The organism is Vibrio sp. 1731 (genome assembly GCF_033339955.1).
Taxonomy (GTDB): domain Bacteria; phylum Pseudomonadota; class Gammaproteobacteria; order Enterobacterales; family Vibrionaceae; genus Vibrio; species Vibrio alginolyticus.
Genome location: NZ_JAWOVO010000002.1, coordinates 19,402 through 39,599 on the forward strand (window position 1 = coordinate 19,402; position 20,198 = coordinate 39,599).

A 20,198-nucleotide genomic window follows, 5' to 3' on the forward strand; every position below is an offset into this window, starting at 1 on the left:
AACGAAAGAGCAAATTGCTCCACAACTTTGCTTAGAATAACCGCTAGGACACCATTATGATTATCTCAGCTTCTACTGACTACCGCGCTGCCGCGAAAGCCAAGCTTCCCCCGTTTCTATTCCATTATATTGATGGCGGCTCTTACGACGAACGCACGCTGAAGCGTAATACTGACGATTTAGGTGATGTCGCTCTTCGCCAACGCGTCCTACGCGATATGACAGATTTGAGCCTCGAAACCGAGATCTTCGGTGAGAAACTGGCAATGCCAATCGCGCTAGCTCCTGTTGGTCTAACTGGTATGTACGCGCGCCGAGGCGAGGTGCAAGCAGCAAAAGCAGCCGAGAAAAAAGGCATCCCATTTACTATGTCGACTGTTTCGGTTTGTCCGATTGAAGAAGTCGCACCTGCAATTGAACGACCAATGTGGTTCCAGCTTTACGTGCTTAAAGACCGTGGCTTTATGAAAAACGTACTTGAGCGTGCAAAAGCAGCAGGCGTAACAACGCTGGTGTTTACCGTTGATATGCCAGTTCCTGGCGCACGTTACCGTGACATGCACTCAGGTATGAGTGGCCCTAACGCGGCCATGCGTCGTGTACTCCAGGCGATGCGCCACCCAAGCTGGGCGCTGGATGTGGGTCTACTTGGTAAACCGCACGACTTAGGTAACATCTCAACTTATCGTGGCGAACCAACAAAGCTAGAAGATTACATCGGCTGGTTAGGCGCAAACTTCGACCCTTCTATCTCCTGGAAAGATCTTGAGTGGATTCGTGATTTTTGGGATGGCCCAATGGTTATCAAAGGCATTCTAGATGAAGAAGACGCGAAAGATGCGGTACGTTTCGGCGCAGATGGCATTGTGGTATCTAACCATGGTGGCCGTCAGTTAGATGGCGTACTTTCAAGTGCTAAAGCACTACCAAGCATTGCGGATGCGGTAAAAGGTGATCTTAAGATCTTCGTAGACTCTGGTATTCGTACTGGTCTTGATGTCGTTCGTATGCTCGCACTTGGTGCAGACTGTACGCTTCTTGGCCGTTCATTTGTGTACGCATTGGCAGCACAAGGCGGAGCAGGCGTTGAAAATCTACTGGATCTGTACGATAAAGAAATGCGTGTAGCAATGACGCTGACTGGCGCTAAGTCTATCGCGGATCTTTCACACGATTCGCTAGTGAAAATCCCATAATCTTTGCAAGCGAGCAAAACAGAAACGAAAAAACGAGCCAACAGTGGCTCGTTTTTTATTGCTCTTCAACCCGATAATTTGACGAGCAAGCTAGCTAACTTGGTGAACGTACTCGATCACGACTTGGTTTCCGTCGATAAACACGTTACTGATATCGCCATCCACCGTCACACGATTTTGTAAATAAACGGTACCAGATGCAGATAGATCACGCTCCGTCAAAGACGGAATCACCTGACCAGGACGTACATGTAGCTGCTCGCATAGCTGTTTTACAAAACCTAGCGTCAGTGGAGAATTACCACGTAACAAGCCAGAAAACTCGTGTAGACTCAAACCAAGGCGCTTCGCCATTTCCATTTGAGTGATGTGCATTTTGGCTTTTTGTGACATCCAGATGTCGTAGAGCGCGTTTCGATCCAGCTCTGTAAATTCCATATCTGCCTCCGCTAATTCAAGAGTCAATACACTCTCACACTTACTTAAGATAAATGTTAGCGATAAGTCAGAGAAGTTATAATTGATCGTCCAAATATCAACCCTCAATCATTGGTAGCGTACCTCTGAACATGCATGAGGCGGTCGCTCAGCAAAACGTAAAGGTAACTCTCTTGTCATTGGAAGGAAAAGTCCATCTCGGCGGTTTAGACATAAGTAAATGATTTAAAGGAAATCACTGGGGTGAAGGAGTAATATCTGCTACCTTTCCTTCCATGGTTCACTAGAAATAAGTTACATATGCCACAGTGGTTTACCGAATTACAAAGCTACATTGAAACGTCTCATCAAAATTGGAGTGGAAGCGTCCTTTTCATTACGCTCGCTAGCTTTATAGCTTGGATAGCTTGGCGGCTGATTCGCTCTCGCCTCGCTGCGCTCGTAGAGAAAACGCCCTTCCACTGGGATGACATGTTGCTTGATGCGCTAAAAGCGCCAGTCAGTACACTCATTTGGTGTTGGCCTGCAACCGTCTCTATCGGCATCATATTAGAGAGCGAGCTCAACGATAAAATAAACTGGTTAAGTACGCTGAAACTGATTTTAATCATCAGCATCTTCGTATGGACCGTTATGCGGCTCATTACCAATGTTGAAGAGCATGTTCTCGAACAAAAGAACCGAGATGAAACAACAGTACAAGCGATAGCTAAGGTCGCGCGCCTGTTCTTTATTACCGTCGGAATTCTAACCGTAATGCAGGCATTTGGTCTGTCACTATCGGGCCTACTTACCTTCGGTGGTGTTGGTGGTTTGATCGTCGGTTTAGCGGCGAAGGATTTGCTGTCTAACTTTTTTGGAGGTCTTATGATCTACTTCGATCGTCCATTTAAAGTTGGCGATTGGATCCGTTCTCCAGACCGACAAATAGAGGGGACGGTAGAACGCATTGGCTGGCGTATGACCATTATCCGAACTTTCGATAAGCGTCCACTGTATGTGCCAAACTCAGTGTTTAGCAGCATTGTCGTAGAAAACCCATCTCGCATGCTGAACCGACGTATCTACGAAAAAATTGGACTTCGTTACGACGATGCTGAAAAAATGCCGCAAATTATCACCGCGGTAAAAGAAATGCTGAAAAATCACAAAGACATTGATGCACGCCAAACACTTATCGTCAACTTCGATACATTCGGTCCATCATCATTGCACTTCTTTATCTATACCTTTACTAAAACCGTGAATTGGGTGAGATACCATGAGGTTAAGCAGGACATACTGCTTAAGGTAATCAACATCATTAAAGAACACGATGCAGATATCGCGTTCCCTACTCAGACGCTTAAGCTTGATCCTATACAAATGGTAAAAGCGGAAGAGCAAGAAGATCACGGCTTCTAGTTCTCACCAATACCCAAATAATCAAGCCCGCTGTGTTTAAGCGGGCTTTTTATTTTTCTTCGCATGAAGTGGTTATTGTTGCGTTAACACCATACGTGCATTCAGCGGTTGGATTGGGCGATTGTTTTTCCCCATTACTTCCGAAAAAGATTTTATCTGCTCAGGAGAAATAGTTTGTGCTTCTTTCATCACCAACCAACGTACACCTTCAGAGCATGGCGGTGTCGTTAGTGAGCCGTTAAAGCGGTAGTAGTCTTTATCACTTGGGATAAGGGCATCAGCATCAAATGGAACCTTGATGGTAACATCTTGATCTTTAGTTGGAATGTTAGCTAGCATCTTAGCTAGATCTGGGTTCGCGTCACCCAGTTTAAAGAACACCGCGACAACAGCTAGATGACCTACTTTGTCGGCATGCACAAAGTGTGCTTCTAGAGGGTATTCTTTACCGTCCACATGGTTTTCAGATGGCGTATGAAAGTGGAACTGTTTCAACGTAAACTCTTTACCATCAATGGTGAGTGTGTTTTTACCTTCTAAACCAGTCTGTAAAGTGTGACCGTTGTTCAGCAGTGAAATTGCCTTACCTTCGTAGTCGAAATTCAATTTTTCTAGCTTCGCTTCGGTCGCCGATTCAATGTTGATTGGGCTCTGGTTTTGACCTTTTGCGCACTCAGATGCAAACTCACCCCAATGAGCAGGTCCATGGTTTCCCTCGTAGCCCCAGCTTGCTGCATAAGCTGTTCCTGTAAATACCAGTGCCAAACCTAATGTTGTTAGTGACTTCTTCATCATTTTCCTTATTTCTGAAAGTTAAATTCCGTGAGAATAAAGCCATACTAATCTCACAAAATTAAGCAGTGACAGAGTGAAAACTATGATTACAAAAGATTTTTGGAATAGAAGCCTCTAATGATGTAATTGACATGATGCTCAAAATTGAACGTCAACGATTATTGAGTCGGTGTAAGTACCTGCAGGAGGGGTCGTTTGGCTGGTTAGTATCTGCGCGCGATAATTATAATTCTGTGGAGTGATACCATCAGGAATGGAGCCGCCAGTATCGACGTCACTGTGTTCACGACGTTCAGAACTGGTTCCTCCCCAGCGATCCATCGATGATGACTTATAGATTTCATACTCCAAATAGTGACCACTAGAAATCATTCGCCGCTGACCGCCGGACGCATTTAGGCCGTCATTCAAGCCAATGGAGAAGGAACTATTCTTGGTACAAGTTAACGATATAACCTGACTGACTGGCTCAAAACCGGCCACTAATGGGGACGAACCAAAATCAATATCTGGCGCCGTGATCATACAATCAGGGGTCACTTCCAACTCAACCGTAATCACGCTTTGAGCGCTGCCATTGGCGCGGCCAATGCATACTCCTAGAACCCCGATACCCTTACAGTAATCCCAAATCCAGGATACGGTGATTTGGTCTTTATAAGTCCCAGCGGAAAGATTACTGCCCACTCCCGTCCGAGCATAAAGCGGAAACTCAGCTTGAGTGCCAAACAACCCGAGTAAATCGAGTAACCCAATTTCAAAAAAATTGTAAGTTTGGCCGAATACATACTCTTGTGAAAGACCTGGATCGCCAAAAATCTGATAGCTGAGCTCCGAACTCGGATCATCCTCATTTAATAGCAAACCATTATTTATACTGTTAAACGTTGCTGATACGTAGTCGCCACTTAACAAAGACACAAGTGTAGAAAAGTCACACGTAATCCCCGCATGAGGCTGAGCTTTGCTGCTGAGAGCTTGAAACAGTAAACGAAGAAACATTGCCAAACAAGATTAAAGGTGTTGCCGCCGTGAGCTGACAAGCCATTGTCGAGAACGAGAAAAAGAGAAGTAGGCTAGCAAGCCAGCGGCGCAAAATCATAGTGCGGTCTCTTCTTCGGCTTTGATACAAACCTGCTCAGGCAATGTTTGTATTTTTTGACTCTCACGCTGATACAACCCCTCAATAAACACTTTACATGGCGACTGTCCTTGAGGATAAAACTGAATATAGCGGCCTGGGTCAACGCCTTCAAAGTACGTAAAACCATCCCAACCAATTTGGCTTGTTAAGCCCGTTTCTGAGCGGCCATATGTACCAATCGGAAGGAACAAATGATTTTCGTCTACCACCGTCATGCTCAGTGCAATTTGTAGCTCTATTGGGAACTCTAACAGGTAGCCGTAGCCCGAATGTATCGAAGCAAACTGCTCTGTTGCAGAAAACGCAGCATTGGCAGGTAAATTAAGTGGATCGATTTCATATTTGGCGGTGTAATACGCCGTAGCCCAAGGAACAAGTAAGTAACCTTCATCGTCTGTCACTCCGACAATTTGATTTTCATATTTAACCGGAATACCTTCAAAACCACTGGTGCTCACCACAGCGAAGCTGTCATACACTTCATTCGCCGGGAATATTTCTCCATCCAACGTAGAGACCGAACCTGCCATTTCCGCAAAATAATCATAGTCGCCACTGGTGCCATTTAACCCCGCTCTGAACTGCGCCCATGACGCACGGTAGGTCAAATCAGCCTGTTTACGGTTTTCTGGGTGTTCGTTAATATCATGCGCTAAATTGACGCCCCACCCACCTCGTATTGGCGCAAGGCGGCTATAACCCACTCGCCCTCGCACATCGCCATCGTCCTCTCTTTTCAGCGTTAGCCCCGAACTTCCCCCCAAAGAACTGAAAGGTAGAGAGAATTGCGCCAGCGTAACACTCTGACCACCAATACTATGGTTGTAAGAAAGGGACATATTGATATTAAAAGGCAGAGCGTAGCTATAAGTAAGATTTAGGGTACGTGAATCTGAGTCGGATTGTTGAATATCAAAGTACCCACCAGAAAGTGAGCCCCAATCTCCCAAACGGACTCCCATATTGATTTGTGATAGATGACGCGACGCGAGTGAAGCGTCCTTGCCTTCATCGAGCATTTCATAATTTGGTAAATGAGATAAGGTATAAAAGTCGGCTTGTTCTACTTGAGTTCGAGCAGCGAAGCTAAACAGCCGAGACTGATAACTATAACCTAGCGCATATGAGGTAGATTGATCCTGAAAATTACTCACACGAAACGAGGCATCCACCGTACCCAAGTTGAAAGCATTGGTGACAAAGCCCAGCCCCGCAACGATCAGGTCATCTTTTGCTTCAGCTTGAGCTTCTAATGTTAACCAATCAGTCATGCCATGACGCAGAGCGGTAACCACGCCACCGTCTCCATAGTCGTTAGATGCATTACCGAAATTTTCTCTGATCGCACCAATACTCGCACTGTAAGATGTAAATCCGGTCTTGAGTAGATCGGAAGAGAGAAAAAATGGGCTGGTCATGACCGTTTGCTTACCCTGAGCATCCGTTGCAATTACCGTTGCTTCCCCAGCACCAGAGAGCATTGGAATATCGTTAATAATGAAAGGACCGGGCCCAACATTCATTGAGTCAGTTTTAAAGCCATTGATAAACAAATCTAACGTAGTGGGCGCTGTGACTTCACCGTAAAATGCAGGTAACGGCGTCGTCACGACATCCGGACGCATAGAGAAATCATGTGATAACTGAATACCCGCCAGTCTTACTGGTTGGCTCCAAGATAAAGGGCGAACAATATAGTCCCCTACCTCCATACGAATTCGCTTCTCTTGATTGACGTACTCGTAACTCGTATCAAAACGAGTGTACTGGCTGCTTTGCTGGGACTGAACATCGCGATGAAAGTTAGATTTAAATATCCCGGTAGTAGAAAAAACGCCAAACTCAGAAAAGGCTCTGACTTCATGATTTATAGAAACCTCCTTTTGTCGGCTTTCGTTCTCGTACACACCAAATACGTTGTAGTTAAGCAGGCCACCACGCCCAAACTGAGCCGGGGAAAATCGCCCCATATCCTGCGCTGATAAGCTCTGCATCGGTAACCAATTAGGCGGTACGTCAATTGTAAGTTGCAATGACGATTGCAAGTAACGCACGTTAACTCCTGGGATAGACGTAACCTCAAGTCTCTCTTCAGTTCCAGGCAACGACTTGGCGGTAACCCCAACTGAAATGAGGTCCTCCCGGAGCAAAAAGAACTGATCGCCAACTCGCTCAACTTTCGCAACAAGCCCTGTTGCTCTTTGATTGATCACCAACTCCAGATTGAGGCTAATATTCTCAAACTTTTCTAATGAGAAATTTTCAGGACTCGGTAGCTCAGAGAAGTGGTTTGCTGAATTTGCACAAAGACCAATACTGCTCCACGTTACGCTAAGTAATACCAACCAAAAGAAAGCATTCATTGTATTAAATCTATTCATTATTGCTTCAATGGTATTTGGTAACGTTTACCTCCAATATTCGCGCTCAAACTCAAGGGTCTGACATTACTATGGGGAATAGACCAAACCTTATACTGTTCAGGAAGAATATAGCCAGCTAGTCCATCGGAAATAACGACAGGATCTTTATTTGGTAGATTCAACTGTAAATTCACTAAGCGAACATGGTGTTTTCCTGAATTTTTAATGTGAACAAAACGCTGATTATTTTTCTTAATAAACTGTGCCTGTAAATCACCCCATAATTCACTGTCACGGTTTGGTTTTTGAGTATCAGTCAGCCCTTTCCCGTAAATAAACAAAGGTATCGAGTAACGCATTCGGACTTTTACAGCGAGTTCATTTTCCGTCAATTCTGTTTGAGGGTTTTGAGTTGGCGGTAATTCATCTATGATCACTCGGTATGCATACTCCTTACCTGCAGAGGCCTCATCTTGGTTGATGATGCGGATTAACTGCTTTTCACCTGGTTCAATTTTGACAAACGGAGGGGTTGCAATTAACTGGCTTTGACTTGAATAACTATCTTCTCCTTCGTTTTGTTCCCACTTAAAAATTCTCACCTGTAAATAAGAATCAACACTGCCTTTATTTACCATCCAAAGTGATGTTGCATTACTCTCCTCTGATATTTTGGGGTAAATCGGCCAAATTAATAATGAGTTAGCATTGGCATTTGAGAAAAAAACAAAAAGGAAGGTTATTAATAATAGTTTTTTGAGTATGAATTCCATTTCACCCCTCCAAAGTTCACTTACCACTCTAATGTCAGCGTAAGCGTATCCATATAAATTCCAGCCATTTCATTCCCATTTATTGTCGCCTTTGCCCAGATAGGAAACTGAATATTATCTGGGTCTTGGTCGGTATCGACGGAATATTGCGTGTCAATATCAAGCACCTGCGTATAATTTAGATCCTGAAACAAAAAGTAATCTACCGTTGTCGCTTCTTCACTGTGCTTTAGCTTACGTACACCGTCCGATGCATTCATCCCGCCATTTACGGAAACATTCATCGTAATACCCGGAGTACAACTTAATGTGAGTGATGAACTGTAAGTGATGCTGCCTTGTACTTCCGTCGCGTAAACTGAAGAATGCTCACCAAAATCTAACGTGCCTATTTGCCCAGCTTGGGTTGCGCTTTCTTCTTGTACTGCGCCGTTAATCAAACAACCTGTATCTACGGTGGCAGACACCTGAAAAGTTTGTGTCGCATCAGCCAGCACAGTTAAAGAGCACAAACTCATCGCGACAAGTGAAAAGCCCCTAACAACCAGCGTCACGTTTTACCAGCTTAGCGTCACACTGATGGTATCGGAGTATGTGCCGGCAATGCTGCTCGTACCGTAAGCTTTCGCAAAAAGCTCAATAGTTTGCGATGTTGCACTAGTAAATTCAGACAGAGCTACCGTCCCGCCTTGTATAATTTGTGTGCTTCGGTCTGAGTCGGTAAACAACGTATAATCAATAAATTGCGCGCCATTTGACATCGCGTAGGTACCAACGGTCGCACTTGCATCATACAATCCGGTGCCCAATGTAAACGTCGGTGTCACACCGTTACTACAAAGCACTTCAATACCCGTCGCACTACCACCATTTACCACACCATCTTGTTCACTGAAGATTGCAGGCACGTCTCCAAAGGCGAGTGAGCCAAAGCCAACGCCAGAAGCTGCATCTACCGCATTGTTTCCATTAATCACACAACCTTGTACAAGGTTAATTGAAACATCAATCGTACCGCTCACTGACGCTCCACTCGCTTGCCAACTAAATGAGGTTAAGAGCAGAGGCATCATCAGATAAAATCTTTTCATATAAAGCTCCATTTTTACATTCCACTGTATATCGGTAACCTTTTTATTAGTTATAGCTCAATTATGACAAACCAAATGCATATAAAATGTAAAACAATAAAAAGAAGCAGGATAAGGATAAAGACGAACAGCAAATAAAAATATTAAACTTAAAAGTGACGATTTTTAAGCATGTAATGCTAAAAAATAACCACTAAAAACAAATGGTTATTATCTTGTTCCAAATACAGAATCGACAATGAGTTAGAAGGTAGGGTGAAGTTGAGTGGAAAAAATCTAAAAAAAGTAGCAGAACGACACGAGAAGTTTAGAAAAGATTGGCGACCATTTCTTCCCGAAACAAGAATCTTCATGAAACAAAAATGCGCCCCAAAAAGGAGCGCATTTCTTACTTGAATAAGTTATTCCCAATCAAGAATAACTTTGCCTGACATACCGCTGCGCATTACATCGAAGCCTTCTTGGAAGTCATCAATCTTGTAGTGGTGCGTGATGATTGGCGATAGATCCAGACCAGATTGGATCAGTGAAGCCATCTTGTACCAAGTTTCGAACATTTCGCGACCGTAGATACCTTTGATCACCAAGCCTTTGAAGATAACTTGGTTCCAGTCGATACCCATGTCTGACGGTGGAATACCTAGTAGTGCAATGCGACCACCGTGGTTCATTGTGGTTAGCATTGAGTTGAATGCTGCTGGGTTACCAGACATTTCTAGACCAACGTCGAAGCCTTCTGTCATGCCTAGCTCAGCCATTACGTCTTCTAGCTTCTCTTCAGCCACGTTTACTGCGCGTGTTACACCCATCTTACGAGCAAGTTCTAGACGGTATTCGTTCACGTCTGTGATCACTACGTGGCGAGCACCAACGTGTTTAGCAACCGCTGCTGCCATGATACCGATTGGGCCAGCACCTGTGATAAGCACGTCTTCGCCTACTAGGTCGAAAGAAAGTGCTGTGTGTACTGCGTTACCAAACGGGTCAAAGATAGACGCTAGATCGTCAGAGATGCCTTCAGGGATCTTGAACGCGTTGAACGCTGGGATCACTAGGTATTCAGCGAATGCACCTTCACGGTTAACGCCCACACCAATCGTGTTGCGACATAGGTGAGTACGGCCGCCACGACAGTTACGACAGTGACCACACGTGATGTGACCTTCGCCAGATACGCGGTCACCGATTTCAAAGCCACGAACTTCCTGACCAATCGCAACCACTTCACCCACGTATTCGTGACCAACAACCATAGGCACTGGAATTGTCTTTTGTGACCATTCGTCCCAGTTGTAGATGTGTACGTCTGTACCACAGATAGCGGTTTTCTTAATTTTGATCAGAATGTCGTTATGGCCAACTTCTGGTTTATCAACCTCAGTCATCCAGATGCCTTCTTCAGGCTTTAGCTTTGATAATGCTTTAATTTTCATAATGTAACCTTAATTAAAGGCCCTATTGTCTAAGGCCTAGAATCTTAAATAAGACCCATGTCCTTACCAACTTGGATGAACGCGTCGATTGCACGGTCTAGCTGCTCGCGAGAGTGCGCCGCAGACATTTGAGTACGGATACGTGCTTGACCTTTTGGTACTACAGGGAATGAGAAGCCGATTACGTAGATGCCTTTCTCCAGCGCACGCTCTGCGAATTCTGCTGCTACTTTTGCGTCACCAAGCATGATCGGAATGATTGCGTGGTCAGCACCACCCATTGTGAAACCAGCGTCTTCCATACGAGTACGGAAGTGTGCTGCGTTTTCCCATAGACGATCACGTAGGTCACCGCTCTCTTCTAGTAGATCTAGAACGCGGATAGAAGCGCTTACGATTGCTGGTGCAACAGAGTTAGAGAATAGGTATGGACGAGAACGCTGACGTAGCCAGTCAATCACTTCCGCTTTACCAGATGTGTAACCGCCTGAAGCGCCGCCCATTGCTTTGCCTAGCGTACCAGTGATGATGTCGATACGGTCAACTACGTTGTGGTGCTCGTGCGTACCTGCACCTGTTTTGCCCATGAAGCCAACAGCGTGAGAGTCATCAACCATAGTCAACGCGCCGTACTTCTCTGCTAGGTCACAGATAGCCGGAAGGTTTGCTACTACGCCGTCCATTGAGAACACACCGTCCGTTACGATAAGAATGTGGCGAGCACCTGCTTCTTTCGCAGCGATCAGTTGTTGCTCTAGCTCTTCCATGTTGTTGTTTGAGTAGCGGAAACGCATTGCTTTACATAGACGAACACCGTCGATGATTGACGCGTGGTTTAAAGCGTCAGAGATGATTGCGTCTTCTTTGCCTAGAATAGTTTCAAATAGGCCCGCGTTTGCGTCGAAACATGATGTGTAAAGAATCGTATCTTCTTTACCTAGGAACTTAGAAAGCTTCTGCTCAAGCTCTTTGTGGATGTCTTGCGTACCACAGATAAAACGTACTGAAGCCATACCAAAGCCGTGCTCGTCCATGCCTGCTTTACCCGCTTCGATAAGTGCCGGGTGGTTAGCAAGACCAAGGTAGTTGTTCGCACAGAAGTTTAGTACTTCTTCACCAGTAGAGATTTTAACAGCCGCTTGCTGTTGAGACGTAATGACACGCTCTGATTTGTAAAGGCCTTCCGCCTTTACTTCTTCGATTTGCTGCTGAATCTGTTGGTAGAATGCAGAAGACATTTGAAATTCCTTCCTAGTTATTTTGGCGAGTATTTACTCGTTTAGAATTAGGCTTAGCCTTTATGTGACGGGCGTCACGGGCTATCACTCATCAATTAATTGTAGTGTAATTCAAGGAAGGAGGAAGGATTATACCTTAAGGTGGAAAAGCATTAATGAATCCTAGGCACAAGTTCGATTAATGCTTTTCTATAAGGTTGTTATAAAAGGAATTATAGCCAGGTAGGCTTAGCCAAAAGTGTTTCAAAGTCCTTAGCAGGTAATGGTCGGCTATAGTGGAAACCTTGTCCGAACTCACAGTTTAGGTTTTTCAGGTAATCCACATGACGCTGTTCTTCGATGCCTTCTGCGACGATCTTAAGATCCAGCGCTTTCGCCATTGCTATGATTACGTTGACAAGCTCGCGGTCTGAGTCGTTCTCGAACATATTTTGCATAAAGCTACGATCAATCTTTAAGCGGTCGAACGGAAACTTCTGCAAGTAACTCAGCGCAGAATAACCAGTACCAAAATCATCAATAGTAAGTTTGGTGCCTAACGCTCGTAAGTTATTAAGCATGTCTAATAGCTCAGAATCGTGATTGAAGAGGAGACTTTCTGTCACTTCAATATCGAACTTATTTGACGGAAGACCAGACTCCTCAAGGCTGTGTTTAATAAACGTAAGTAAGCGCTCGCAGTACCTAAATTGAACACTAGAAAAGTTTACAGAAACAAACAACGGAGTCAGACTTTGCCATTGTGCCGCTTGTCGACACGCTTGTTGAATAGCAAACTCACCAATTTGATGAATTAAACCATTTTTCTCTGCAATAGAGATAAACTCTTCAGGGTTTACAAATCCGTACTTGTCATCATTCCAACGCATTAGCGCTTCTGCCCCTACGATTTTACCACTACTCAGCTCAATAATTGGCTGATAATACAGCTCTAATAACTGATTGGAGATCGCACTTCTCAGACGATTTTCCAGATCCAAATAGCGTTGCAAATCTTGGTTCATATTATGGTTATAAAAACAAAAGCCATCACGCCCATCTTGTTTCGCCCGATACATTGCCATATCAGCACATGCAAGGAGCTGCTCAGCGTTGTCTCCGTCATCCGGGAACACAGACATTCCGACGCTGCTACTCAAGAAGAATTCATGGTTGTTCCAAACAAACGGATCGTTAAACGCCGAAAGCACACTTGAAGCAACTCGCTTTGCAGTATCATTATCAGGCAAGTCTGGGATGACGAGTAAAAACTCATCCCCACCAATTCTCGCCAATAAGTCTGTTTTTCTTGCGACTTGATACAGTCGCTGAGCACTGAGTTTAAGGATTTCATCCCCAACAAAGTGTCCCATTGAATCGTTAATCTGCTTAAAGTGGTCTAAGTCGATGAACATCACCAAAACTTTAGACCCACTACGCGATGCCCTAATTAACTCCAAAGCCAATCGCTCGGAACCATAACTACGATTAGGTAAATTGGTTAATGTGTCATATTTAGCTTGGAAGGCGAGTTCTTTTTCAGACGCTTTTCGACGTTCAATTTCGTTAGTTAATTTTTTATTCTGTTGAGAAAGAATATCTTTACGCTTTTTTTCTTCCTCAAGCTTAATTTTCAATTCAATCCTATTATTGTTCGTGATGAATGCATAACATAAAGCAATGACGATCATAACGGCCAGAATACTCAAACCAATAATAAAGAGCCGTGATGTAAATATATCTCGTTCACTCAAAGGCTCGAACCACGCCATCAATTTGAAGTGATGTTTATCCACAGGAACTTCAAAGTAAATTTTTCCGTCTACAGCCTCAGAAACGAAATAGTTCTCATCCTTATTGTGAGAAGGTGTTTTATTTATGGTATCCCATACAACCATTTCCACGTCTTTTATTTTTAGCACCATTCGGCTATAACTATCTTCGTGTTCTTGGTTAGTAAGTTGGTCAATAACAATATTCTTATTAAGATCGGCAATTAAAAAGGCAACAGGCTTTCCGGAGAACTTAACTTGCTTAATGACTTGAATGCGAACGTCATCATTGTATCGCGTCGCACAAACCTCTTCGGGATGCCCGTGTTGAGTCATTAAGGTTTGTATGTCCATTTTGTGCTCGGCAAGGTTTTCAGATCCAGTGGTGACAATGGTGACTCCATCACTGCCTACTAGCGTGAGCTTCTTATAGATTTGGCTGCTATTAATTAGCTTACTGTCTATCTTCTCATCGAAGCGACGCTTTAAATTAATTAGACTGGCACCTAATCCATACTCCATTGACATGCCAGAAGCTAAATTACCAAAGAATGTTTGTATTGTTTTATCTGTAGCTAGATTATCAACATCTTCACTCGCTATGGTAAATAAATTATCGAGTGTGCTTGCATAACTTTTTACTTTTAAATCTAGTTCTCTGTATTGAGATTCTTTTAATTTATTTTGACCTACGCTAGTCACAGTAATAAGCATAGCTAAGTAAATTGAAACTAATATTGCGCTTATTGTAATAAATCTTTTACTGGAAAATTTTTAACGGCCTTATTCATCGGACTTTCTTTTTATCTTCTATAAAGTAATCGTTATAAAAGTAGTAAATAGATGGATAGTATTTTTTTACTAATTTTTCGTATGAACCGTCTTTTTTTATCGAGTCTAAATAACGATCAAATGCTTTGCGTAATTCAGGGGAATTTTTACGGAATGCAACAGCCATTTTTTGATTTTCAGATATAGGGCCAATGACTTTTATTTCGCCCGGCCATTTTTCGAGGGCAATTAGCGTATCCGCAACATCTAATAATGTGCTTTCCGCATCATTTTTCATTATCGCTGGAACCATCTCATTAAGGAGACGCGCCCCATCAGGTAATATAACTTTTGCACCTGTGTCATATAAGTCATAAAGGTTAGGATCCAAGCAAGAATGTTCTAAAGCTAACACTTCGCGACCATCGATCAGCTGCTTGACGTTTTTAACATCTTCATCGACCGACCCACTTGGTTTAATCGGGCTCAGACTAGAGTCGGATCTGGAAACCAACCATACACCTGAAGGAAAATAATCCTGTGAAAAATCGACTACCTCAGAGCGCCAATCAAGAATAGTAACGCCGTTTGCGATCAAATCGCCTTCAATTGGAACACTTTCTCCGACAACAGCCTGCTTGTTGTGATATTGCACATTTTGCCCTGTCAACTTACCAACCACGTCGCTCCACTGTGCTGGAACATACTGGTACTGAACACCTAGCGACTTGGCAAAACCTTTTATTATCTCTACATCCAAGCCAGTCAAAGTTTCCACTTCACCTTGTTCAATATAGGAGACAAAGTTAGCGTACGGGACACCAATGTGACGCAGTACACCGCGTTCACGGATTTGTTGTAAATCGTCTGACCAAGCGGCAGACGACGCAACAGAGGTAACCATGAGCGCCACCGTCGCTAAAGTTCTTTTAAATGCTATGACTGACATAATAATATCCTTACCTTTCACAAAGCGCCCAATAATGGGCGCTTGAGTGATAAACAACGATGTTAGAACGACGAGTAATACAAATTCGTCATCGCCACTACGAGCCCTTCCACATCTTGTTCGTCATGGAACAAATGCGTAGAGATACGCAGCGCGTAAGTATCAAAGTCATCATCCTTATGCAGCTTAAAGCTAGTCGTACGGATGATGTAACCATACTCTTCACGTAAACGATCTCGGAATTCCGTCAGTATCTCTTCATTAGTTACATCGGAGAACGGGTTAACCGTCGTTAAGCCACTGGTTAAGCCTTCCACGTTTGGTGAATACATTTTGGCTTGCGGTAAGTACTCTTGAAGCAAGGTTTTACATAAACTACCAAGGCTTACAACTCGCTCTTCGATACGGTCTCGACCAATCTCATCCCACATTTTGCAACTATCAACTAGTGCTTGTTTCGCAGGATAGTTATCGTTACCAATGTATTGCATTTGCAGCTGTTTACCTAGGTAATCAGCATGAGAAAGTGAGGAGTTGATCAACCATAACGGGTTCTCTCGGTCACTCCAATACTCATTCAAACGGTTACCGTTATCACGAACATACAGAATACCTGTCGCGCCCGGACCACACTGCCACTTATGACCAGAACCTGCATAGAAATCACAATCCATATCGTGGAAATCAAGGTCAAACATACCGACCGTATGCGCGCCATCAACAAGAGTAGGTACACCATACTCTTTTGCTAAAGCACAAATGGCTTTTGCTGGTAGCGCGGTTCCTGTTTTGTATGTGATATGAGAGAAAACAATTAGGCGAACGTTTTGATTCGCATCAAGCGCGTCTCGGAACGCTTGAATGTAATCTTGCTCAGAAACGTTTTCGGTACCAGTAAATACTGGTAGTTGAATTTCTACCACATCCACACCAAAACGATGTTTCGCTACGTTCATAGGTGATGTTGCAGCAATATGTTCATGGTGTGTCGTTAGAATCACATCACCTGGTTCAAAGTGTAAGCCATTAATGATCGAGCATAAGCCATCAGTAGTGTTGCGGCTGAGAATGATCTCTTCTGGGTTAGCACCAAAACCTGGTGCGACGTCTTTAACCATCTCTGAAACATAAGGCCAAGAGCCAAATTTGCCTTTCATGTCCCAAGGATATTTAGCCACCAGCTTGTTGTTATACTCGTAATCTTCAAGAACATGTTTTGGCATTGAACCTGTTGTACCAATGTTCATGTAAGTGGTTCGTTTGTCCAAAACGAACTGTCTTCGCACTTTACGCCAGAAGCGCTTATCGTGTTTTCTACCTAGCCCGCGGCTGCTCCAATCAATTTTCTGTTCTCGTGCTTGAGCTACGCCTGAGAAAGCGGAAGCACTCACACCAGCAACAACAGCTCCTGTTGCGCCTTTCAGAAAATTACGGCGGCTGCTATTAGTCTGAATAGATTCCTTGTCTTTCATCTTTTTCAATCCTTGTCGGAAATTAGCCATATTATTAATTTTAAGTGCGTAACTATCTGTTACTAAAACATTATTACCCATTACAATCAGAGTTTAATTTTTTCCTCTGCCATTAAGTGACTTTAGTTCCAATTTTTTATCTTATTTGATGATATAAGCAACAGTTTGACCACAAATCTATAAACAACAATGTTCACATTAATATATTCGTTAATTTGATTATTCTTTATTGCGGACAATTCCACCAAATTCTTTATAAAACAATTATGAGCTTTGTTATAAAGTCATTAAAAATTTAACTTTGCGTTAATTTAAAAATATTCAGGCTATTTTAAGATTGGCGTCTATTCTTTTTATATCTTAACGATCTCAACATGTTAAGACTAAATAAAAGAAAGCTGATTTCGGATCGAGATATCAGTTTAAGACTATAAAGTGATACACATCACTCTATGACATAAACTCACCGCTCAACAGACATAAGTAAAACAGGTTTTCACTAATATGTGCTTGAGCGTACACCCTAAAAGAAGGAGGTCCCATGTTAAAAGGATTGCTATGCATTTCAGTTGCATCCGCTCTTGTCGCCGCCCCTAACGCGCTAGCAAAAACGGTAGAAATGACTGCTCTCAACACCAATGAGAGCGCTGGTACCATTGAGGTTTCACAAAGTGATTATGGCGTTGTTTTTACGCCTCAATTATCAGGTTTGTCAGCAGGTGTGCACGGTTTCCATGTTCACACTAATCCATCTTGCGATAGCATAGAAAAGGATGACAAAACCGTATTAGGCGGCGCAGCAGGTGGCCATTATGATCCTAACAACACAGGGAAGCATGGCTATCCTTGGACCGATGACAATCATTTAGGCGACTTGCCTCCACTCTATGTGGACATGGACGGCAATGCCAATCAGCCCGTTGTCGCTCCTCGCCTAAAATTATCGGATTTAAAAGGTCGAGCGTTAATGATCCATGCAGGTGGTGACAATCACTCCGATCACCCAAATAAGCTAGGTGGTGGTGGCGCTCGCGTCGTATGTGGTGTTATTGAATAAACATTAACTTTATGTCTCACACTTCTCTTTAGATTGCGAGAAGTGTGAACTTCTGTTGATACTGAGAGGAGGTTGCATTGGTCTCAAGGTAGCTGTGGTGAAGCATTAAGATCGATTGGACAATCTTCGTCCCGATCCCCAAAGAACCGCCCTCCGCTTCTTCCTCGATGTGATTGACGAAGGTAAAGTGGATGCGCGACTTATCTTCACTCAAATACGCTTGGCAATGCACTTCCGAGCCAATTGGGCTGTGGCGCAATGCATTTTCAAGCAGGTTCAACACCAACCGCTCTAAGAGTCCTTTATCACCCACGGTTTGGATTTCACTATCGATATCCACTTTCAACACCACTTCTTTACGAGAAAACTGGCTCTGCATCGTTTCAGCACATTCTGCCATCAACGCTCCCAAATCCACGGGGCGGTACTCGTAGTTTGGCATTGGTGCTTCTTTGCGCGCGGCGTCTAATAAAGAATGCAGTTGAGTTGAGAGCTTCTCACAATTTCGGAAAGCGACGTCAATCAAAGGATCGGATTCCGGATGTTGCAAACGCCATGTTTCCAAATAGCCCAGCACGCTCGATAACGGCGTTTTTAAATCATGACTAAGCTGCAACAAGCTTTGACGACGATGAGACGATTGATACTCCAACTGTAAAAACTGCTGCTGAATGTGCTTTGCCATCATCTGATAAGAGTGCGCAATCGGCACGAGCTCCGGCACTTGGTGAGTAAAATCAGGTTGCAGGCGGAAATCATGTTCAGCTTGCTGTTGAAGTTGCTTGGTCACACGCTCAATCGGGTTCAATAGACTACGTTTGACCAGCACATAAGCCCCGAGGGCAAAGCCTAAAATGGACACTAAAACCAATCCTGCCAGCGCGATGTAAGGGGTATCGACTTGAGCGTTGGCAATGGCGTCATGTCGGGTACTGCCAATCACCACGTAGAGATAACCGACCGTAGAGCCTAATTCCTCTATCGCCGCAACAGAAAAGACTTTGTGCTCACCACGATTGCGTGGGTCTTCACCCAAAATAGGAAAAGGCTGGTCATTTAAGAATTGCTTAATGGGATTGAGATCCACCTTCCCCATGATCTCCGCTCCTTCCGGTGCTGCATGGGTGGTGATATTGCCTTGGCTATCGAGGAAGTAGATTTCAAAATCAGGGCCAATCAGCATGAGCGTGTGAAAGATCGACTTAAGTGCTTTAGGGTTGTAATCCGTCCCGATCATCAGCGGATTATCGTCACGCATATGGCTTGCCAGCTCTTTATGCAGGCTTTGCTTAGTGCGTAACTCAATGGTTTCTTTTTGCCAATTGTAAGTCAGTGCAATCACCACCGCCGCGAGGCAGAACCACAAGCTAGTAAATACCACTAAGCGAGATTTGAAGCTCATCCTATCGCCTCCTTAAACAGCGGTGTTTTTGAAACACCCGTGATGATTAAAAAATGACGGTGAAAACAACTGCCGACTTACTGTCTTGGCTTGATGTTTTGACTTACTTTCTTGCATTAATGTCTTGGCTGAAACTTATATCCAACACCCCACACGGTTTGAATGAAGTGATGATCAGAATCAGACAACGACAGCTTGCTGCGTAAACGGTTAATGGTGCTACACACAGTGTGGTGATAACCAGAATGACTGGTGTTCCAAACGTGATCTAGCAATTCATCTTTACTGTAGACTCTGCCCGGACGAGTCGCGAGAAACTGCAGCAAAGTAAACTCTGTCGCGGTAAGAGTGACGTCTTTGTCGTTTAGGGATACTTGGTGCAACTCCGGAATGATTCTCAGCGGACCAAAATCCATCGCATCATCGAGGACTTCATCTGCTACTTTGGCTTCTGCGGTTTGGCTGACTCGGCGCAGCACGTTTCGCACTCGTGCTTGGAATTCTAATACGCTAAATGGCTTAGTGATGTAGTCATCAACGCCCGCTTCTAAACCGTCAACCTTGTCCATTTCACCGTCTCTGGCTGTTAGCATAAGCACTGGGCTCCAATCTTGTTGCTGACGCAAATAATGGCAGATGTCTAGACCATCGCCGTCTGGTAAACCTCGGTCAAGGATCAATAAATCAAAGGGTTGTTGCTGATATTGCGTTTTAGCATCGGCGACATTTGTGGCTCGCGATACTTGGTGTCCTTGAAACTTGAGATGCATCTGAACCAGTTCTGCCAAATCATCGTCATCTTCCACCAACAAGATGTTCGCGACTAAATTGATTGCCTGTTGTTCCATGGTCCTTTCCTTGCCTTCGAGTATCCTCACTTTGCACATGACCGGAACAAATTAGAAATTCTTTCAAAAAAGG

Annotated in this window: 17 protein-coding genes; 3 read left to right on the forward strand and 14 right to left on the reverse strand. The window is 43.9% G+C overall.

What is annotated here, in order from left to right:
* Positions 1 to 56: 56 nt before the first annotated feature.
* Entirely contained in the window at positions 57 to 1,196 is a 1,140-nt protein-coding gene (gene lldD, locus R7035_RS02825; RefSeq protein WP_213891083.1) for an FMN-dependent L-lactate dehydrogenase LldD, read from the forward strand.
* 90 nt (positions 1,197 to 1,286) lie between these two features.
* Here lldD and R7035_RS02830 read toward each other — a convergent pair whose 3' ends face one another.
* Positions 1,287 to 1,634, reverse strand: coding sequence for a helix-turn-helix domain-containing protein (locus R7035_RS02830; protein WP_005375109.1), 348 nt, complete (start codon positions 1,632 to 1,634; stop codon positions 1,287 to 1,289).
* A gap of 300 nt (positions 1,635 to 1,934) precedes the next feature.
* Here R7035_RS02830 and R7035_RS02835 point away from each other — a divergent pair, with 300 nt between their 5' ends.
* Positions 1,935 to 3,038: a mechanosensitive ion channel family protein gene (locus R7035_RS02835; RefSeq protein WP_005375107.1), complete on the forward strand. Its 1,104-nt coding sequence runs from the start codon at positions 1,935 to 1,937 to the stop codon at positions 3,036 to 3,038.
* A gap of 72 nt (positions 3,039 to 3,110) precedes the next feature.
* Here the strand turns inward: R7035_RS02835 and R7035_RS02840 are convergent, their stop codons facing one another.
* The 11 genes from R7035_RS02840 to R7035_RS02890 all read right to left on the reverse strand — a co-directional run bounded on the left by R7035_RS02840 (position 3,111) and on the right by R7035_RS02890 (position 16,818).
* Entirely contained in the window at positions 3,111 to 3,830 is a 720-nt protein-coding gene (locus R7035_RS02840) for a carbonic anhydrase (RefSeq protein ID WP_005375106.1), read from the reverse strand.
* 141 nt (positions 3,831 to 3,971) lie between these two features.
* On the reverse strand, positions 3,972 to 4,835 hold the full coding sequence (locus tag R7035_RS02845) for a spore coat protein U domain-containing protein (RefSeq protein ID WP_318145952.1): 864 nt from the start codon (positions 4,833 to 4,835) through the stop codon (positions 3,972 to 3,974).
* 96 nt (positions 4,836 to 4,931) lie between these two features.
* Entirely contained in the window at positions 4,932 to 7,358 is a 2,427-nt protein-coding gene (locus tag R7035_RS02850) for a fimbria/pilus outer membrane usher protein (RefSeq protein WP_373921582.1), read from the reverse strand.
* Entirely contained in the window at positions 7,358 to 8,113 is a 756-nt protein-coding gene (locus tag R7035_RS02855) for a molecular chaperone (RefSeq protein WP_025768578.1), read from the reverse strand. The genes R7035_RS02850 and R7035_RS02855 overlap by 1 nt, the downstream gene beginning before the upstream one ends.
* A gap of 20 nt (positions 8,114 to 8,133) precedes the next feature.
* Entirely contained in the window at positions 8,134 to 8,631 is a 498-nt protein-coding gene (locus R7035_RS02860; RefSeq protein ID WP_017820521.1) for a spore coat U domain-containing protein, read from the reverse strand.
* Between the two features lie 39 nt (positions 8,632 to 8,670).
* Positions 8,671 to 9,216: a spore coat U domain-containing protein gene (locus tag R7035_RS02865; RefSeq protein WP_005375099.1), complete on the reverse strand. Its 546-nt coding sequence runs from the start codon at positions 9,214 to 9,216 to the stop codon at positions 8,671 to 8,673.
* A gap of 389 nt (positions 9,217 to 9,605) precedes the next feature.
* Positions 9,606 to 10,637, reverse strand: a complete 1,032-nt coding sequence (gene tdh / locus R7035_RS02870; RefSeq protein WP_005383983.1) for an L-threonine 3-dehydrogenase — start codon at positions 10,635 to 10,637, stop codon at positions 9,606 to 9,608.
* Between the two features lie 44 nt (positions 10,638 to 10,681).
* Positions 10,682 to 11,875, reverse strand: a complete 1,194-nt coding sequence (locus tag R7035_RS02875; protein WP_005375095.1) for a glycine C-acetyltransferase — start codon at positions 11,873 to 11,875, stop codon at positions 10,682 to 10,684.
* Positions 11,876 to 12,087: 212 nt separating this feature from the next.
* On the reverse strand, positions 12,088 to 14,340 hold the full coding sequence (locus tag R7035_RS02880) for a putative bifunctional diguanylate cyclase/phosphodiesterase (protein WP_318145953.1): 2,253 nt from the start codon (positions 14,338 to 14,340) through the stop codon (positions 12,088 to 12,090).
* Between the two features lie 73 nt (positions 14,341 to 14,413).
* Positions 14,414 to 15,346 carry a transporter substrate-binding domain-containing protein gene (locus R7035_RS02885; protein ID WP_053307925.1) on the reverse strand — a complete coding sequence of 311 codons (933 nt, stop codon included), beginning with the start codon at positions 15,344 to 15,346 and terminating at the stop codon, positions 14,414 to 14,416.
* Between the two features lie 62 nt (positions 15,347 to 15,408).
* Positions 15,409 to 16,818 carry an aminotransferase class V-fold PLP-dependent enzyme gene (locus tag R7035_RS02890; RefSeq protein ID WP_025768582.1) on the reverse strand — a complete coding sequence of 470 codons (1,410 nt, stop codon included), beginning with the start codon at positions 16,816 to 16,818 and terminating at the stop codon, positions 15,409 to 15,411.
* Positions 16,819 to 17,359: 541 nt separating this feature from the next.
* Between R7035_RS02890 and R7035_RS02895 the strand changes: the two genes are divergently transcribed.
* Complete coding sequence (locus R7035_RS02895) at positions 17,360 to 17,875, forward strand: superoxide dismutase family protein (protein ID WP_213879420.1); 516 nt, start codon at positions 17,360 to 17,362, stop codon at positions 17,873 to 17,875.
* Between the two features lie 28 nt (positions 17,876 to 17,903).
* Here the strand turns inward: R7035_RS02895 and R7035_RS02900 are convergent, their stop codons facing one another.
* Together R7035_RS02900 and R7035_RS02905 are read right to left on the reverse strand one after the other, a co-directional pair.
* Positions 17,904 to 19,277: a sensor histidine kinase gene (locus R7035_RS02900; protein WP_065275485.1), complete on the reverse strand. Its 1,374-nt coding sequence runs from the start codon at positions 19,275 to 19,277 to the stop codon at positions 17,904 to 17,906.
* 116 nt (positions 19,278 to 19,393) lie between these two features.
* Positions 19,394 to 20,125, reverse strand: a complete 732-nt coding sequence (locus R7035_RS02905) for a response regulator transcription factor (protein WP_017820525.1) — start codon at positions 20,123 to 20,125, stop codon at positions 19,394 to 19,396.
* Positions 20,126 to 20,198: the final 73 nt, after the last annotated feature.

Bases quoted from the DNA above. Each gene is read 5' to 3' on its own strand.
- lldD (WP_213891083.1), top strand. From the start codon at position 57: ATGATTATCTCAGCTTCTACTGACTACCGCGCTGCCGCGAAAGCCAAG.
- R7035_RS02830 (WP_005375109.1), bottom strand. From the start codon at position 1,634: ATGGAATTTACAGAGCTGGATCGAAACGCGCTCTACGACATCTGGATG.
- R7035_RS02835 (WP_005375107.1), top strand. From the start codon at position 1,935: ATGCCACAGTGGTTTACCGAATTACAAAGCTACATTGAAACGTCTCAT.
- R7035_RS02840 (WP_005375106.1), bottom strand. From the start codon at position 3,830: ATGAAGAAGTCACTAACAACATTAGGTTTGGCACTGGTATTTACAGGA.
- R7035_RS02845 (WP_318145952.1), bottom strand. From the start codon at position 4,835: ATGTTTCTTCGTTTACTGTTTCAAGCTCTCAGCAGCAAAGCTCAGCCT.
- R7035_RS02850 (WP_373921582.1), bottom strand. From the start codon at position 7,358: ATGAATAGATTTAATACAATGAATGCTTTCTTTTGGTTGGTATTACTT.
- R7035_RS02855 (WP_025768578.1), bottom strand. From the start codon at position 8,113: ATGGAATTCATACTCAAAAAACTATTATTAATAACCTTCCTTTTTGTT.
- R7035_RS02860 (WP_017820521.1), bottom strand. From the start codon at position 8,631: ATGAGTTTGTGCTCTTTAACTGTGCTGGCTGATGCGACACAAACTTTT.
- R7035_RS02865 (WP_005375099.1), bottom strand. From the start codon at position 9,216: ATGGAGCTTTATATGAAAAGATTTTATCTGATGATGCCTCTGCTCTTA.
- tdh (WP_005383983.1), bottom strand. From the start codon at position 10,637: ATGAAAATTAAAGCATTATCAAAGCTAAAGCCTGAAGAAGGCATCTGG.
- R7035_RS02875 (WP_005375095.1), bottom strand. From the start codon at position 11,875: ATGTCTTCTGCATTCTACCAACAGATTCAGCAGCAAATCGAAGAAGTA.
- R7035_RS02880 (WP_318145953.1), bottom strand. From the start codon at position 14,340: ATGCTTATTACTGTGACTAGCGTAGGTCAAAATAAATTAAAAGAATCT.
- R7035_RS02885 (WP_053307925.1), bottom strand. From the start codon at position 15,346: ATGTCAGTCATAGCATTTAAAAGAACTTTAGCGACGGTGGCGCTCATG.
- R7035_RS02890 (WP_025768582.1), bottom strand. From the start codon at position 16,818: ATGAAAGACAAGGAATCTATTCAGACTAATAGCAGCCGCCGTAATTTT.
- R7035_RS02895 (WP_213879420.1), top strand. From the start codon at position 17,360: ATGTTAAAAGGATTGCTATGCATTTCAGTTGCATCCGCTCTTGTCGCC.
- R7035_RS02900 (WP_065275485.1), bottom strand. From the start codon at position 19,277: ATGAGCTTCAAATCTCGCTTAGTGGTATTTACTAGCTTGTGGTTCTGC.
- R7035_RS02905 (WP_017820525.1), bottom strand. From the start codon at position 20,125: ATGGAACAACAGGCAATCAATTTAGTCGCGAACATCTTGTTGGTGGAA.